Annotated in this window: 15 protein-coding genes and 1 pseudogene; 12 read left to right on the top strand and 4 right to left on the bottom strand. The window is 75.2% G+C overall.

Annotated features, from left to right (window positions below; genetic code table 11):
- From NH342_RS12265 to NH342_RS12255, 3 genes are all read left to right on the top strand, one after another.
- The coding region (locus tag NH342_RS12265) for an MFS transporter (RefSeq protein ID WP_253015159.1) at positions 1–1,206 on the top strand (1,206 nt) is incomplete at its 5' end.
- Positions 1,207–1,349: 143 nt separating this feature from the next.
- Positions 1,350–2,183 carry an alpha/beta fold hydrolase gene (locus tag NH342_RS12260; RefSeq protein ID WP_253015158.1) on the top strand — a complete coding sequence of 278 codons (834 nt, stop codon included), beginning with the start codon at positions 1,350–1,352 and terminating at the stop codon, positions 2,181–2,183.
- The gene (locus NH342_RS12255; protein ID WP_253015157.1) at positions 2,170–2,739 is read left to right on the top strand and encodes a TetR/AcrR family transcriptional regulator; all 570 of its coding nucleotides are present in this window, start codon (positions 2,170–2,172) and stop codon (positions 2,737–2,739) included. The genes NH342_RS12260 and NH342_RS12255 overlap by 14 nt, the downstream gene beginning before the upstream one ends.
- 1 nt (position 2,740) lies before the next feature.
- Here NH342_RS12255 and NH342_RS12250 read toward each other — a convergent pair whose 3' ends face one another.
- The gene (locus NH342_RS12250) at positions 2,741–3,211 is read right to left on the bottom strand and encodes a group 1 truncated hemoglobin (protein ID WP_253015156.1); all 471 of its coding nucleotides are present in this window, start codon (positions 3,209–3,211) and stop codon (positions 2,741–2,743) included.
- Between the two features lie 138 nt (positions 3,212–3,349).
- On the opposite strand from NH342_RS12250, the gene NH342_RS12245 reads away from it, so the two are divergent.
- Together NH342_RS12245 and NH342_RS12240 are read left to right on the top strand one after the other, a co-directional pair.
- On the top strand, positions 3,350–4,330 hold the full coding sequence (locus NH342_RS12245; protein WP_253015155.1) for an AAA family ATPase: 981 nt from the start codon (positions 3,350–3,352) through the stop codon (positions 4,328–4,330).
- A gap of 10 nt (positions 4,331–4,340) precedes the next feature.
- Complete coding sequence (locus tag NH342_RS12240; protein ID WP_253015154.1) at positions 4,341–4,934, top strand: SRPBCC domain-containing protein; 594 nt, start codon at positions 4,341–4,343, stop codon at positions 4,932–4,934.
- On the opposite strand, the gene NH342_RS12235 is transcribed toward NH342_RS12240, so the two are convergent.
- Together NH342_RS12235 and NH342_RS12230 are read right to left on the bottom strand one after the other, a co-directional pair.
- The gene (locus NH342_RS12235; protein WP_253015153.1) at positions 4,935–6,536 is read right to left on the bottom strand and encodes a glycoside hydrolase family 13 protein; all 1,602 of its coding nucleotides are present in this window, start codon (positions 6,534–6,536) and stop codon (positions 4,935–4,937) included.
- Between the two features lie 85 nt (positions 6,537–6,621).
- Complete coding sequence (locus NH342_RS12230; RefSeq protein ID WP_253015152.1) at positions 6,622–7,878, bottom strand: M18 family aminopeptidase; 1,257 nt, start codon at positions 7,876–7,878, stop codon at positions 6,622–6,624.
- Between the two features lie 56 nt (positions 7,879–7,934).
- Here NH342_RS12230 and NH342_RS24530 point away from each other — a divergent pair.
- Together NH342_RS24530 and NH342_RS12225 are read left to right on the top strand one after the other, a co-directional pair.
- Positions 7,935–8,420, top strand: a pseudogene (locus NH342_RS24530) (glutamate-cysteine ligase family protein); the annotation flags it as partial.
- A 41-nt stretch (positions 8,421–8,461) separates the two neighbouring features.
- Positions 8,462–9,025 carry a glutamate-cysteine ligase family protein gene (locus NH342_RS12225; protein WP_253015151.1) on the top strand — a complete coding sequence of 188 codons (564 nt, stop codon included), beginning with the start codon at positions 8,462–8,464 and terminating at the stop codon, positions 9,023–9,025.
- A 6-nt stretch (positions 9,026–9,031) separates the two neighbouring features.
- Here NH342_RS12225 and NH342_RS12220 read toward each other — a convergent pair whose 3' ends face one another.
- Positions 9,032–9,589: a VanZ family protein gene (locus NH342_RS12220; RefSeq protein WP_253015150.1), complete on the bottom strand. Its 558-nt coding sequence runs from the start codon at positions 9,587–9,589 to the stop codon at positions 9,032–9,034.
- Positions 9,590–9,747: 158 nt separating this feature from the next.
- On the opposite strand from NH342_RS12220, the gene eat reads away from it, so the two are divergent.
- From eat to NH342_RS12200, 5 genes are read left to right on the top strand one after another with little or no spacing between them, the layout of a single operon-like run.
- Entirely contained in the window at positions 9,748–11,154 is a 1,407-nt protein-coding gene (eat, locus tag NH342_RS12215; protein WP_253015149.1) for an ethanolamine permease, read from the top strand.
- Entirely contained in the window at positions 11,151–12,563 is a 1,413-nt protein-coding gene (locus tag NH342_RS12210) for an ethanolamine ammonia-lyase subunit EutB (protein WP_253015148.1), read from the top strand. The genes eat and NH342_RS12210 overlap by 4 nt, the downstream gene beginning before the upstream one ends.
- Positions 12,560–13,279: an ethanolamine ammonia-lyase subunit EutC gene (gene eutC / locus NH342_RS12205; RefSeq protein ID WP_253015147.1), complete on the top strand. Its 720-nt coding sequence runs from the start codon at positions 12,560–12,562 to the stop codon at positions 13,277–13,279. Before NH342_RS12210 ends, eutC begins: the two co-directional genes overlap by 4 nt.
- Before the next feature lie 28 nt (positions 13,280–13,307).
- On the top strand, positions 13,308–13,430 hold the full coding sequence (locus tag NH342_RS23475) for a hypothetical protein (RefSeq protein WP_256480150.1): 123 nt from the start codon (positions 13,308–13,310) through the stop codon (positions 13,428–13,430).
- 44 nt (positions 13,431–13,474) lie between these two features.
- Complete coding sequence (locus NH342_RS12200) at positions 13,475–13,792, top strand: dihydrofolate reductase family protein (protein ID WP_253015146.1); 318 nt, start codon at positions 13,475–13,477, stop codon at positions 13,790–13,792.
- Positions 13,793–13,951: the final 159 nt, after the last annotated feature.

The following is a 13,951-nucleotide window of genomic DNA, read 5'->3' as shown; positions in this document are numbered from 1 at the left end:
TCACCGGCCCGGCTGCGCGCCGCCGTCGCGGCGCTGTTCGCCCTCGACGGCTTCGTCTTCGGCACGTGGGCCGCCCGGGTCCCCGACGTCGCCACCCGGGTCGGGGCCGACCACGGCACCCTCGGGCTGGCGCTGCTGTGCCTGTCCCTCGGCGCGCTGGCGTGCATGCAGCTCACCGGTGCGCTGGCCGCGCGGCTCGGGCCCGGCCTGGTCGCCGCCCTCGCCGCGGTGGCCGTCTGCGCGAGCGCGGTGCTGCCCGGCCTGGCGACCTCGGTCCCCGCGCTCTGCGCCGCGCTGCTGGCCTTCGGCGCGGCGACCGGGGCAGTGAACGTCGCCGCCAACAGCGTCGGGGTGCAGGTCGAGGCCCGCGCCGGGCGTCCGGTGCTGTCCGGGCTGCACGCCGCGTTCAGCTTCGGTGGTCTCGGTGGTGCGCTGCTGGGCGGGGTCGCCGCGACGGTGCTCGGCGTCCCGGCGCACCTGGTCGTCGTGGCCGGGGCCGGGCTGCTGCTGACGGCGCTGCTCGTGCCGGTGCTGGTCGGCGCCGACGCGGCCCCCGCCCTCCCCGTGCCCGCGGCCGCGGAGGCACCCCGCCGCCGGCCCACCGCCGTCCTGGTGGTGCTCGGCTGCATCGCCGGGGCCACCGCGTTCGGGGAGGGCGCGCTGACCGACTGGGGCGCGCTGCACCTGCGCGAGGACCTCGGCGCGACCTCCGGCCTGGCCGCCGCCGGGTACGCCGGGTTCGCCCTCGCCATGGCGTGCGGCCGGCTGGCCGGGGGAGGGCTCGTGGCCCGGCTGGGGGAGCAGCGGCTGCTGGTCGGCGGCACCCTGCTCGCGGCGGCCGGTGCGCTGCTGGCGGTGAGCACGCCGTCGGTGGTGCTGGCACTGGCCGGGTTCGCCGTGGTCGGCCTGGGCCTGTCCAACGTCTTCCCGCTGGCGATCGCCCGGGCCGGGGCGCTGGGCGGCTCGCGCGGCATCGCGCTGTCCACCACGGTCGGCTACGCCGGCCTGCTCGGCGGGCCGCCCGCCATCGGGTTCCTCGCAGCGCACGCCGGGCTGCCGGTGGCGCTCGGCACGGTCGCGCTGCTGGCCGGGATCGCCGCCGTCCTGGTCGCGGTGGTGGACGGCGACCGGGTGCGGGTGCCCGCGGTCGACCTGGCGCCGGTGCACCGGGCCGCGGGCGACCTGCGCCTGCTCGCCGTCGCCTGAGCCCCGTCGCCGACGGTCGACCCCGGTGTCGGGGACGTCGGCTCCCGCAGCGGGATCGGGCCCCGATGTCCCCGACACCGGTCTTGACGTCTCGGCTAACGGGTGTAGCTTATGGCTAACAACGTTAGCTACTGGGGGACGACATGACCGAGCACCTCGCCGTCGACGGCGGCACCCTGGCCTACGAGGTCACCGGCGGCCCCGGCCCGCTCGTCGTCCTCGCCCACGGCATGGGCGACGACCGGCAGGCCTACCGCCACCTGGTGCCCCGCCTGGCGGACGCCGGGTACCGCGTCGCCGCGGTCGACCTGCGCGGCTGCGGGGAGTCCAGCGCCGCGTGGCCCTCGTACAGCCGCACCGACATCGCCGGTGACCTGCTGGCGCTGGTCCGCCACCTCGGTGGCCCCGCCGTCCTGGTCGGGCACTCCATCTCCGGCGGTGCGGTCACCATCGCCGCCGCGCAGGCCCCCGAGCTGGTCACCGCGCTGGTCGAGCTCACCCCGTTCACCCGGGAGCAGGCCATCGCGCTGCGCGACCTGCGCTCGGCACGGTTCCGCCGCGGCATGCGGCACCTGCTCGGTGCCGGGCTGCTGGGCAGCGTCGGTCAGTGGCGGAAGTACCTGGACGTCGCCTACCCCGGGGCGAAGCCGGCCGACTGGCAGCAGCGGCTGGACCACGTGACCGCGATGCTGGCCGAGCCCGGCCGGATGGCCGCGTTGAAGAAGATGGGCACCACCCCCGCCACCGACGCCGGCGCCGCGCTGCCCGCCGTCCGCTGCCCGGTCCTGGTCGTGCAGGGCGAGCTGGACCCCGACTGGGCCGACCCCCGCGCCGAGGGCGAGGCCGTGCTGGCCGAGCTGCCGGCCGGGCTCGGGCAGCTCGTGGTGCTCGAGGGCACCGGCCACTACCCGCACCACCAGGTGCCCGGCGCCGTCGCCGACGCCGTGCTGCCGTTCCTGGCCGGTGTCCGTGCCTAGGGCCGGCCTGGACCCCACCTCGGTGGTGGCCGCGGGGGCGCAGCTGGCCGACGAGGTCGGGCTCGCCGCGCTGACCATGGGCGGACTGGCCGAGCGGGTCGGCGTCCGGACGCCGTCGCTGTACAAGCACGTCACCGGGCAGGACGACCTGGTCCGGCGGATCGCCGCCCTGGCGCTGGCGGAGTCCGCGGCCGCGATCGGCACGGCGGTCCAGGGCCTGGCCGGCCGGGACGCCCTGGCCGCGGCCGCGGAGGCCTTCCGGGCCTACGTGCTGGCCCACCCGGGCCGGTACGCCGCGACCGTCGGGCTGGAGCCGGCCGGCCCCGACGACCCGCTGGTGGACGCCGGGGTGCGCGCGCTGGCCGCGTTCCGGGCGGTGCTGCGCGGCTACGACCTGCCCGCGCCCGAGGAGGACCATGCACTGCGGACGCTGCGCAGCGCGCTGCACGGGTTCGCCACGCTGCAGGCCGCGCGCGGCTTCCAGTGGTCGGCCGACGTCGACGAGAGCTTCGGCTGGATGGTCGACCTCCTCGACCGCGGGCTGCGCCGCGGCTGACCTACGCCTGGACCACCTTGTCGCGGTAGCTCTCGATGATGTCCATGAACTCGCGCAGCTCGGGCTCGGGGACGCCGACGAAGTCCAGGGTCGCCTCGATCTCCTTGGCGACGGCGTCGAAGCCGGCGGCGTCGATGGACAGGTGCTCGTGCGCGGTGTCCATGTCGTGGCCGATGTAGCACTTCGGGCCGCCGGCGGCCTCGATCGACCACGAGGTCACCAGCCACTTGTAGCCGGGGGCGTTGGCCGGGTTGCCGTGGTGCTCGTGCACCTTCTCGTTGGCGTTGACCTTGACGTTCTGGAACAGCCGGTCGACCAGGATGTCGACGGCCCCGGCGATCCCGTAGCAGCCCCCGAGCCGTTCGTAGAGGGTCGCGTTCCCCGGCTGCACGGCGGGAGCGCTGGCCGGGTCGGCCTCGGGCGCCAGGCGGCGGGTGTCGGGGACGTGGGCGACCTCGGGCGTGGCGGTCATGGCGGGCTCCCTGGTGTCATCGGCGCTGATCGCGAGGAGGCCGGTGCACCCTCCCCCTGGGTGTGACGCAGGTTACTTGCGTGCAAGCCGGTCGGGCAATGCCCATCTGCCCCGTGCTCCCGCGCCTACGCTCGGGGGGTGCCGTCCGCCCGCAAGCCGCTGGACGAGCTGCGCGAGACCGTCGGCCGGCTCGGCGAGCAGCTCCCGCGGCCCGGCGGCCGGGTGGACGACCTGGTCACCGAGCTCTTCGGCGGGGGGCGGGCCGCGCCGGGTCGACCGCTGGCCGAGGTCCAGGCCGACCTCGCCGGGCTCATCGGCCTGGGAGCGGTCAAGGAGCAGGTGCAGGCGCTGGTCGCCTTCCTGCAGGTGCAGGCCCGCCGCAAGGAGCACGGCCTGCCCGAGGCGGCCACCAGCCAGCACCTGGTCTTCCTCGGCAACCCGGGCACCGGCAAGACCACCGTCGCGCGGCTGCTGGCCGAGATGTACCGGGCGGTCGGCCTGCTGCAGAAGGGCCACCTGGTCGAGGTCGACCGGGCCGCCCTGGTCGGCCAGCACGTCGGGGCGACGGCGATCAAGACCGACCGCGTGGTCAAGCGGGCGCTGGACGGCGTCCTGTTCATCGACGAGGCCTACTCGTTGGCGCCCGAGGGCGACGGCCGGCAGGACTTCGGGCCCGAGGCCATCGAGGTCCTGCTCAAGCGCATGGAGGACCACCGCCACCGCCTGGTGGTGATCGTGGCCGGCTACCCCCGGCTGATGGAGACGTTCCTGGCCTCCAACCCGGGGCTGCGGTCCCGCTTCGGCCGCACGATCCGCTTCCCCGACTACTCGACCGCCGAGCTCGAGGCGATCTTCGTCAGCATCGTCGCCCAGCACGAGTACGAGCTCGAGCCGGGTGCAGAGACCACGCTGCGGGCCACCCTGGCGGGCATCCGGGCCGGCGAGGACACCGGCAACGCCCGCTTCGCCCGGACCCTGTTCGAGCAGGCGCTCAACCGGCAGGCCCTGCGCCTGACCCGGGGCGGGCACGTCGCGTCGCTGAACCGGGCCGAGGTCACCACGCTGACCGCGGACGACGTCGCGCAGGCCGCCCGCACGCTGGCCGACGACCCTCGCTGACCGTCCGCCGATGAGTCCGCCGCCCCGGCGCGGTCTGGTCCCCGGGCGGGCGATGTGCCCGCCAGGGACGGCGGAGGAGCAGCGGATGACCAGCGAGGCGCAGGCGGACGGCGGCGTGCGGGGCCGGGTGGGCGCAGAGGGCGGCGAGGGTGTGGTGCGCTTCGAGGCCCGCTGCGCCGCGGTCGTCGAGGAGGTGTGGGCGGCCCTCACCGACCGGCACCGCCTGCAGCAGTGGCTCGGTGACCTGCGCGGCGACCTGCGGCAGGGCGGTGCGTTCACTGCGACGTTCACCTCGAGCGGGTGGGAGGGCACCGGGCAGGTCGAGGTCTGCGCACCCCCGCACCGGCTGGTCGTGCACACGCAGTCCGCGGACGAGCTCGCCGCCCGGTTCGAGGTCACCCTCACGCCGGACGGCGGCGGGACGGCCCTCGTCGTCGAGGACCACGGACTGCCGCTGGAGCAGGTCGCCGCCTACGCGGCCGGGGACCAGATTCACGTCGAGGACCTGCTCGCCCACCTCGCCGGCCGCCCGCGCTGCGAGCCCCGCACCCGCTGGGCGGAGCTGCACGCGGTCTACCTGGAGCAGGCCGCCACGCTGGGGTGATCAGTCGTCCAGCAGCCAGACGGCGGTGTCGGGCGGCAGCACACCGGGCCGGACCGCCGTCGAGGACGCCAGCAGGACGGTCCCGCCCGGGACCAGGGCCGTGCCGGTGCCCATGTTGAGCACGCAGCGCACGGTCTCGCCGTCCCCGGTGCAGGTGACGGTGAGGACGTCGCCGTCCACCCGCACCGTCGCCGTCCCCGAGCCCAGGGCCGGGTGCGCCGCGCGCAGGGCGAGTGCGCGGCGGTGCAGGGTGAGGGCGGAGCCGCCGTCCCGGGACTGGCGGGAGACCGCGTAGCGCGACCAGTCGGCCGGGACCGGGAGCCAGGGGTCGGCGGCGCCGTCGGGGGAGAAGCCGACGCCCTCGGACTCGTTCCACGGCATCGGCACCCGGCAGCCGTCGCGGCCGGCCCGGGCACCGCCGCTGCGGTGGAAGATCGGGTCCCGCTTGGCCTCGTCGGGGACGACGGCCTGCGGGAGGGCGAGCTCGTCGCCGGCGTAGAGGTAGGGCGAGCCGGGCAGCGCCATCAGCAGCAGGGCCGCGGCGCGGGCGCGCGCGGTGCCGACCGCGCCGCCGCCGAACCGGGTGACCTGGCGGTCCTTGTCGTGGTTGCCCAGCACCCAGGAGACCGGGGCGCCCACGGCGGCGAAGGCGTCCAGCGCGGTGGACACGGCCTCGCCGAAGACGCCGGCGTCCCACCCGGACTTCAGCAGCCGGAAGGAGAAGGACTGGTGCATCTCGTCGGGGCGGGAGTACAGCGCGACCTGGTCGAGGTCGGCCAGGCAGACCTCGCCGACGAGCATGGTGCCGGGGTACTCGTCGCAGACCGCGCGCCAGCGGCGCCACACGTCGTGCACCTCGGGCTGGTTCCAGGTCATCGCCTGCTCGGGGCCGTGGCCGAACAGGGTGGGGGAGTAGGCGCCGGGGTTGTCGCGCAGGCCGGCGTCCTTGAACAGGCCGTAGGCGACGTCGACCCGGAAGCCGGAGACGCCGCGGTCGAGCCAGAAGCGCAGGGTGGCCTCGAAGTCCTCGGCGACGGCGGGGTCGCGCCAGTCGAGGTCGGGCTGCTCGGGGGCGAACAGGTGCAGGTACCAGCGGCCGTCGGGGGTGCGCGACCAGGCCGGGCCGCCGAAGAGCGACTGCCAGTTGTTCGGGGGCTCCTCGGAGGCCGGGGCGAAGTGGTACCGGCTGGCCTCGGGGGCGCCCCTGTCGGCCAGGGCCGCCCGGAACCAGGGGTGCTGGTCGGAGGTGTGGTTGGGGACGACGTCGAGCACGACCTTCAACCCCAGCGCGCGGGCGTCGGCGACGAGCGCCTCCAGGTCGGCGACGTCGCCGTAGTCGGGGTCGACCGCGCGGTAGTCCACGACGTCGTAGCCGCCGTCGGCGCCGCCGGAGGGGTAGTGCGGGTTGATCCACAGCGCGTCGACGCCGAGCCACACCAGGTAGGGCAGCCGGGAGCGCAGGCCGGCCAGGTCGCCGATGCCGTCACCGTTCGAGTCGGCGAACGAGCGGAGGTAGACCTGGTAGACCACCGCGGTCCGCCACCAGTCGGTGTCGGTCGCGGGGGCAGCGGGGGCCGGCAGCGCTGCCAGACGGGGTGCCATGACTCCGTCATCGGCAGCCGGCTGTGCGGACGCTGTGGCTCAGGTCACCAAAGTCCGGGCCGGATTCTGGCGGATCGTGCCCGTGTCAACCGTGCTGCAGACAGCTGGTGAAGGCGGCGACCATGTGCGGGACGTCGAGGGCGCTGCACAGCTCGCGGGCCGAGTGCATCGCCAGCTGCGGCGCGCCGACGTCGACCGTCGACAGGCCGAGCCGGGTGGCGGTCAGCGGGCCGATGGTCGAGCCGCAGGGCAGATCGGCGCGGGAGACGAAGTGCTGCACCGGCACCCCGGCGTCCTGGCAGCGCTCGGTGAACCAGCCGCCGCTGACCGCGTCGGTGGCGTAGGCCTGGTTGGCGTTGAGCTTGAGCACGGGGCCGCCGCCGAGCACGGGCTGGTGCGCGGGCTCGTGCCGCTCGGGCCGGGTGGGGTGCACCGCGTGCGCCATGTCCGCGCTGACCAGCTTGGACGCCGCGACCGTGCGGGCGAACCCCTGCGGGCCCTCCGCCAGCCGGGAGACGACGTCCTCCAGGAACGACCCCCGCGCCCCCGTCGCCGACCCCGACCCGACCTCCTCGTGGTCGTTGCAGACCAGCACCTGGGTGTGGCGGGCGGCCGACGCCCGCAGCATCGCGGTCAGGCCCGAGTGGCAGCAGGCCAGGTCGTCCAGCCGGGGTGCGGCCACCCACGACCCGTCGGCACCGGCCCGCGCGGCCGGCTGGGTGTCGGCCAGCACCAGGTCGTGGCCCACCACGTCGGCGGCGGACACCCCGGCGGCCGAGGCCAGCGCCTCCAGCAGGCCCGGCTCGGTCGACAGCTCCGACCCCCACACCGGCTGCAGGTGCCGCTGCGGGTCCAGCACCAGGCCCTCGCGCACCGACCGGTCCAGGTGGATCGCCAGCGACGGCAGCCGCAGCGGCGCACCGGGCAGAGTCGCCAGCACCGTCGTCCCGCCGCGCAGGGCGAGGCGGCCGGCGACGGTGAGCTCGCGGTCCAACCAGGTGTGCCACAGCCCGCCGCCGTAGGGCTCGACGCCCACGAGCTTGTAGCCGGCCTGCCGCAGGTCGTACCGCGGCCGCACCCGGAAGGTCGAGGAGTCGGTGTGCGCGCCGATGATCCGCAGGCCGGCCTCGGCAACCGGGTCCGAGCCCACCCGGACGGCGACCACGCTGGCCCCGCGCACCGTGAACACCGCGTTGCCCGGCGACAGCTCCCAGACGTCGGTCTCGGCGAGCTCCCGGAACCCGCCCGCAGTCAGCCTCCGCGCGATCTCCGCCGCGGCGTGCCCGGGGGAGGGCGAGGCGTCGACGAAGGAACGGAGGTCGTCACCGAGGGAGAGGTCCACGCCCTCGAGTCTCCCGTACCGTTCGGCGCCGCACCCCGAACCCCTGGAGACCCCGCATGACCGGCACGACCATCGGTGTCGAGGAGGAGTTCCACCTCGTCGACCCGGCCACCGGGGCCCTGGCCGCGAGCTCGCGCGTCGCCGACGCCGCCGTCCTCGGGCAGGCCGGCGCGCACGTGCAGCCGGAGATCTCCACCACCCAGCTCGAGACCGCCACCGGTGTCTGCCGCACCCTCGCCGACGTCCGCACCGCCCTGGAGCAGACCCGGCGCGAGGCCGTCGCCGCGGCGCAGACCGACGGGCTGACCGTGCTCGCCGCCTCCACCCACCCGGCGTCCGCCCCCGAGGACCTCCGGCTGACCGACGCCCCGCGCTACCGGGTGATGGTGCAGCGCTGGGCGGCGCTGGCGCAGAGCCAGGACATCTGCGGCACCCACGTGCACGTCGGCGTCGACGACCTGGACACCGCCGTCCACGTCATGGACCGCGCCCGGCCCTGGCTGCCGCTGCTGCTCGCGATGACCGGCAGCTCCCCGTTCCACGACCGCACCGACACCGGCTACGAGTCCTGGCGCACCGTGTGGTGGTCGCGCTGGCCGGTGTCCGCCCGCCCGAGCCGCTCGGCGACGCGACCGGGTACGCCGACGTCGTCCGGCAGCTGGTCCGTGCAGGCCTCGTCCCCGACGGCTCCCAGCTGTACTGGGACCTCCGGCCCTCCACCCACGTGCCCACGCTGGAGTTCCGGATGGGCGACGTCTGCACCGACCTGGACGACGTCGTCCTGCACGCCGCCCTCTGCCGCTCCTTGGTCACCGTCCTGGCCGCCGACGAGACCGAGCCCTTGTCCCTCCGGCCCGAGGTGCTGCGCGCCGCCCGGTGGAAGGCCGCGCGTGCGGGGCTCACCGGCGAGCTGCTGGACCCGGCGACCGCCGCGCTGGTGCCCGCGTCGGCCGCCGTCCGGGCGCTGCTCGAGCTCCTGGGCCCCGACCTGTACAGCCGCGGCGAGCTCGCCGAGGTGACCGGGCTGGCCGAGCAGCTGCTGGCCCGCGGGACGTCGTCGGCCCGGCAGCGGCAGGTGCTGGCGCGCACCGGCGACCCGGGCGCCGTCGTCCGGGACCTGCTCGAGGTCGGCGGCACCGCCGTCTGACCGTGGTCAGTGCGCCGGGACCTCCACGCGCTGCCACCGGAACCGGTCGACGAACCCGGCCAGGCCCGGCACCCGCGCCGCCAGCAGGAGCAGGCCGAGGCCCAGCGCCCCCCCGGCGACGTCGAACAGCAGGTCGTGCACGTCGGCGACGTGCCCACCGCCCAGCAGGTGCGCGGTCACGTACTGCGTCACCTCGATCGTCAGGCTCGCCGCCGTCACCGCGGCCACGACCCGCGGCCACGACGGCCGGGTCAGCACCAGCGCCAGCAGCGCGCCCAGCGGCACGAACACCAGGACGTTCGTCACGGCGTCTGTGACCTCGTAGCCCGTCGACGGGTCCAGGACGAGGTACTCCGACCACGGCACGTCCGCGCGCGGCTTGTCCAGGTATACCGGGAACACCGTGTTGGCGACGACGCCGGCCGCGTAGACGCTCAGCGCGACGGCCACGGCCACCCGCGGGGCACCCCACCGGTCGCGACGGCGCAGCACCCGCAGCAGCACGGCGAGGACCACCGCGGCGAGCGGGACGACGACCGGCAGCACCGGGACCTGGCGGAACACGGGGCAGCTCCTCGCTCGCGGACGGGACGTCGGGCGGGCCCATGCTCCCCGACGCCGTCCGGCCCCCGGAGCGGGCCCCACAGGTGCAACGCGCGGGCATTGCCACCGCAACACAGCAGGTCCACAGTGAGCGCCACCCGACGACCGGAGGCCCCGCCGTGACCACTGAATCCCCGGCGCAGACGAACGAGTACCTCGCCAAGCGGCAACTGCGCACCGGGACGGCGGGCTGGCCGCTGCTGGCCGGCCTCGGTGTCGCCGCCGTCATCTCCGGCGACTACGCCGGCTGGAACTTCGGCCTCGCCGAGGGCGGGTTCGGCGGGCTGCTCATCGCCACCGTCCTCATGGGCCTGATGTACACCGCGATGGTGTTCGGCCTGGCCGAGCTCGGCGCCGCGCTGCCGACCGCGGGCGGCGGCTACACCTTCGCCCGGCGCGCGCTGGGCCCCTGGGGCGGCTACGCCACCGGCGTCGCCGTCCTCATCGAGTACGCCATCGCCCCGGCCGCGATCGCCACCTTCATCGGCGGCTACGTCGACTCCCTCGGCCTGTTCGGCATCACCGACGGCTGGTGGGTCTACCTCGCCGTCTACGCGCTGTTCATCGGCATCCACCTGATGGGCGTCGGCGAGGCGCTCAAGGCCATGATGGCCATCGCTGCGGTCGCCGTCGTCGGCCTGGTGCTGTTCCTGCTCGGCGCGGTCCCGTCCTTCGACGCGGCCAACCTGACCGACATCGCGCCCACCGACGCCGCCGGGGCCTCGGAGTGGCTGCCCTTCGGCCTGCTCGGGGTGTGGGCGGCGTTCCCGTTCGCGATCTGGTTCTTCCTCGCCGTGGAGTGCGTGCCGCTGGCCGCCGAGGAGGCCAAGGACCCCGCCCGCTCCATGCCGCGCGGCATCGTGGCGGCGATGGGTGTGCTGGCGGTGCTCGCCGTCCTCATGCTGGTGTTCACCACCGGTGCCGGCGGGGCGCAGTTCATCAGCGGGTCCGCGAACCCGCCGGTGGACGGCCTGCAGCCCGGGACGCTCCAGACGGTCGTGAACTACATGGGCCTGGTCGGCCTGGTCGCCAGCTTCTTCTCCATCGTCTACGCCTACAGCCGGCAGACCTTCGCGCTCTCCCGCGCCGGCTACCTGCCGCGGTCGCTGTCGGTCACCAACGCCCGCAAGGCGCCCGTGCTGGCCCTCGTCGTCCCCGGCGTCGTCGGGTTCCTGCTCACCCTCACCGGCCAGGGCGCGGTGCTGCTCAACATGGCGGTCTTCGGGGCGGCGCTCTCGTACGTGCTGATGATGACCAGCCACGTCGTGCTGCGCCGCCGCGAGCCCGACCTGGAGCGCCCGTACCGGACACCGGGCGGGACGGCGACGACGACGGTCGCGCTGGTGCTCGCCGTCCTCGCGGTGCTGGCCACCTTCCTGGTCGACCCGCTCGCGGCCGGTCTCTGCCTGCTCGCCTTCGCGCTGTTCATGGCCTGGTTCGCGTTGTACTCGCGGCACCACCTGGTGGCGTCCGCGCCGGAGGAGGAGTTCGCGGCGCTGGCCGCAGCGGAGGACGACGTCCGATGACAGCTCGCCGGGCAACGGTGGCCGGCCACACCTACGAGTTCCCCACCCTGGTCGAGGTGATGGCCAAGGCCACCCCCGCCCGCTCCGGCGACGTGCTCGCCGGCTGCGCGGCCACGTCGGAGGCCGAGCGGGTCGCCGCGCAGACCGTGCTCGCCGACCTGCCGCTGAGCACGTTCCTCGACGAGCAGGTCGTCGGCTACGACGAGGACGACGTCACCCGCCTCGTGCTCGACACCCTGGACGCCGGGGCCCTCGAGCCGGTGCGCGCCCTCACCGTCGGGGGGTTCCGGGAGTGGCTGCTCGCCCGCGCCGCCGCCGGCGACGAGCCGGCCATCTCCGGGCTGGCGCGCGGGCTGACCCCGGAGATGGCGGCGGCGGTGTCCAAGCTGATGCGCAACGCCGACCTGGTCGCCGTGGGCCGCCGGTGCCGGGTCATCACCGGGCTGCGGTCGACGATCGGGCTGCCCGGCCGGCTGGCGTCCCGGCTGCAGCCCAACCACCCCACCGACGACGCCCTCGGCGTCACCGCCTCGCTGCTGGACGGGCTGCTGCACGGGTCCGGCGACGCGGTCATCGGGATCAACCCGGCCACCGACTCCCCGGCGCAGACCATCGCGCTGCTGGAGCTCGTCGACGCCGTCATCGGCCGGTACAGGATCCCCACCCAGTCCTGCGTGCTGGCGCACGTGACGACGACGCTGCGCGCACTGGAGAAGGGCGCGCCGGTGGACCTGGTGTTCCAGTCGGTGGCCGGGACGCAGGGTGGCAACGAGGGCTTCGGGGTGACGCTGGACCTGCTCACCGAGGCCCGCTCCGCGGCGCTCGACCTGGGCCGGGGCACGGTGGGCCAGAACGTGACCTACTTCGAGACCGGGCAGGGGTCGGCGCTGTCGGCGGGCGCGCACCTCGGCGTCGGTGGCCGGCCGGTGGACCAGCAGACCCTGGAGTGCCGCGCCTACGGGGTGGCCCGGCACTTCGACCCGCTGCTGGTCAACACAGTCGTCGGGTTCATCGGCCCGGAGTACCTCTACGACGCCAAGCAGGTCATCCGGGCCGGCTTGGAGGACCACTTCTGCGGCAAGCTGCTCGGCCTGCCCATGGGCGTGGACGTCTGCTACACCAACCACACCGACGTCGACCCCGACGACACCGACACCCTCACCCTGCTGCTGGGCGCGGCCGGCTGCTCGTTCGTCATCGCGGTCCCGGGGTCGGACGACGTGATGCTGCACTACCAGTCGCTGTCCTTCCAGGACGTGCTCACCGCCCGCCAGGTGCTCGGCCTGCGCCCGGCACCGGAGTTCGAGGCATGGCTGCAGCGGATGGACCTGGTCGACGACACCGGCCGGGTCCGCGAGCTCACCGGCGACGCGCCCGCCGCCCGCGCGCTGCTGGCGGCCGCGCGGTGAGCGACCCGTTCGAGGTGCTGCGGACGGCGACCCGGGCGCGGGTGGCGCTGGGCCGGGCCGGGGACGGGCTGCCCACCGACCGGCTGCTGGAGTTCCGCGCCGCGCACGCCGCCGCCCGGGACGCCGTGCACACCCCGCTCGACGTCGACGCCCTCGTCTCGTCCTTGGGCGGGACCGGGCTCGAGGTGCTCACGGTGACCTCCGCGGCGCCGAACCGGGCGACCTACCTGCAGCGGCCCGACCTCGGACGGGTACTGGCCGAGGGCACCTCGCTGCCGGGCGGCTCGTACGACCTGGCGCTGGTGGTGGCCGACGGGCTGTCGCCCCGGGCCGTCGCCGACCACGCCGCCGGGACGGTGACCGCGGTGCTGGACCGGCTGGACGGCTGGTCGGTGGCCCCGCTCGTGGTGGCCACCCAGGCGCGGGTCGCCCTCGGTGACCCCGTGGGGGAGGCCCTGGGCGCGCGCATCGTCGTCGTGGTCATCGGGGAACGGCCGGGGCTGTCGTCGGCGGACTCCCTCGGGCTCTACCTGACCTGGGGGCCGCGGCCGGGCCGGGCCGACAGCGAGCGGAACTGCATCTCCAACGTCCGGCCGCCGCACGGGCTCTCGTACGCGCAGGCCGCCGAGACGCTGGCCGGGTTGCTGCTGGCCTCGCGGGAGCTGGGTGCCTCGGGCGTGGTGCTCAAGGACGAGGGCCCGGCGCTGGAGCGATGAGTTCCCCGTTCGGCCGTGGTCTGGGGGCATGCGCAGAGTCATCGCCTACGAACTGCTGTCCTTGGACGGCGTCGCGGAGTCGCCCGACGCGTTCATCGACATCTGGGACGACGTCCTGGGCGCCCACCTGGCCGAGCTGATCTCGACCTAGACCGACGTCTGCTCGGCCGGCGCAGCCACGAGGAGTGGGCTGGCTTGTGGCCGACCAGCGACGTCGAGCCGTTCGCGTCGTTCATCTACGCGGTGCCCGAGCACGTGGCGACGTCGTCCCCGTTGCCCGGTGGGTGGGCGGCTGCAGCCATCGAGGGCGACGTCGCGGCGTACGGGCGGTCGCTCCGCGAAGGGGACGGCGGGGACGTCGGGGTGCACGCCAGCATCGCGCTGCTCCAGTCGCTGCTGGCGGCCGACCTGGTGGACGAGCTGCAGCTGGTGGTCGCGTCGGCGTCGCGGGAGCGGACCGGCGGTTGCTCGACGGCATCCCGGCCACCGGGTTGGAGCTGGTGCGCTCGGTGACGACGCCGCCCGGCCACCTGCTGCTGAACCACCGCCCGCGCCGGCGCCCGTCGTCCAGGTGGCAGCAGAGCGTCCGGACGGGTCATAGCGAGGCCGGCGGACTGTCCGTGATTCCCACCCCACCCCGGCCAGGCCGGGAAGCCCAGAAGCTTGCCCATG

Source organism: Klenkia sp. PcliD-1-E (genome assembly GCF_024124375.1).
Lineage (GTDB): Bacteria > Actinomycetota > Actinomycetes > Mycobacteriales > Geodermatophilaceae > Klenkia.
The sequence above is the reverse complement of the archived record's forward strand: the minus strand, read 5'-3'. Positions and strand labels throughout refer to the sequence as shown.

Bases quoted from the DNA above. Each gene is read 5' to 3' on its own strand.
- NH342_RS12235 (WP_253015153.1), bottom strand. From the start codon at position 6,536: ATGGCACCCCGTCTGGCAGCGCTGCCGGCCCCCGCTGCCCCCGCGACC.
- NH342_RS12250 (WP_253015156.1), bottom strand. From the start codon at position 3,211: ATGACCGCCACGCCCGAGGTCGCCCACGTCCCCGACACCCGCCGCCTG.
- NH342_RS12260 (WP_253015158.1), top strand. From the start codon at position 1,350: ATGACCGAGCACCTCGCCGTCGACGGCGGCACCCTGGCCTACGAGGTC.
- NH342_RS12240 (WP_253015154.1), top strand. From the start codon at position 4,341: ATGAGTCCGCCGCCCCGGCGCGGTCTGGTCCCCGGGCGGGCGATGTGC.
- NH342_RS23475 (WP_256480150.1), top strand. From the start codon at position 13,308: ATGCGCAGAGTCATCGCCTACGAACTGCTGTCCTTGGACGGCGTCGCG.
- NH342_RS12210 (WP_253015148.1), top strand. From the start codon at position 11,151: ATGACAGCTCGCCGGGCAACGGTGGCCGGCCACACCTACGAGTTCCCC.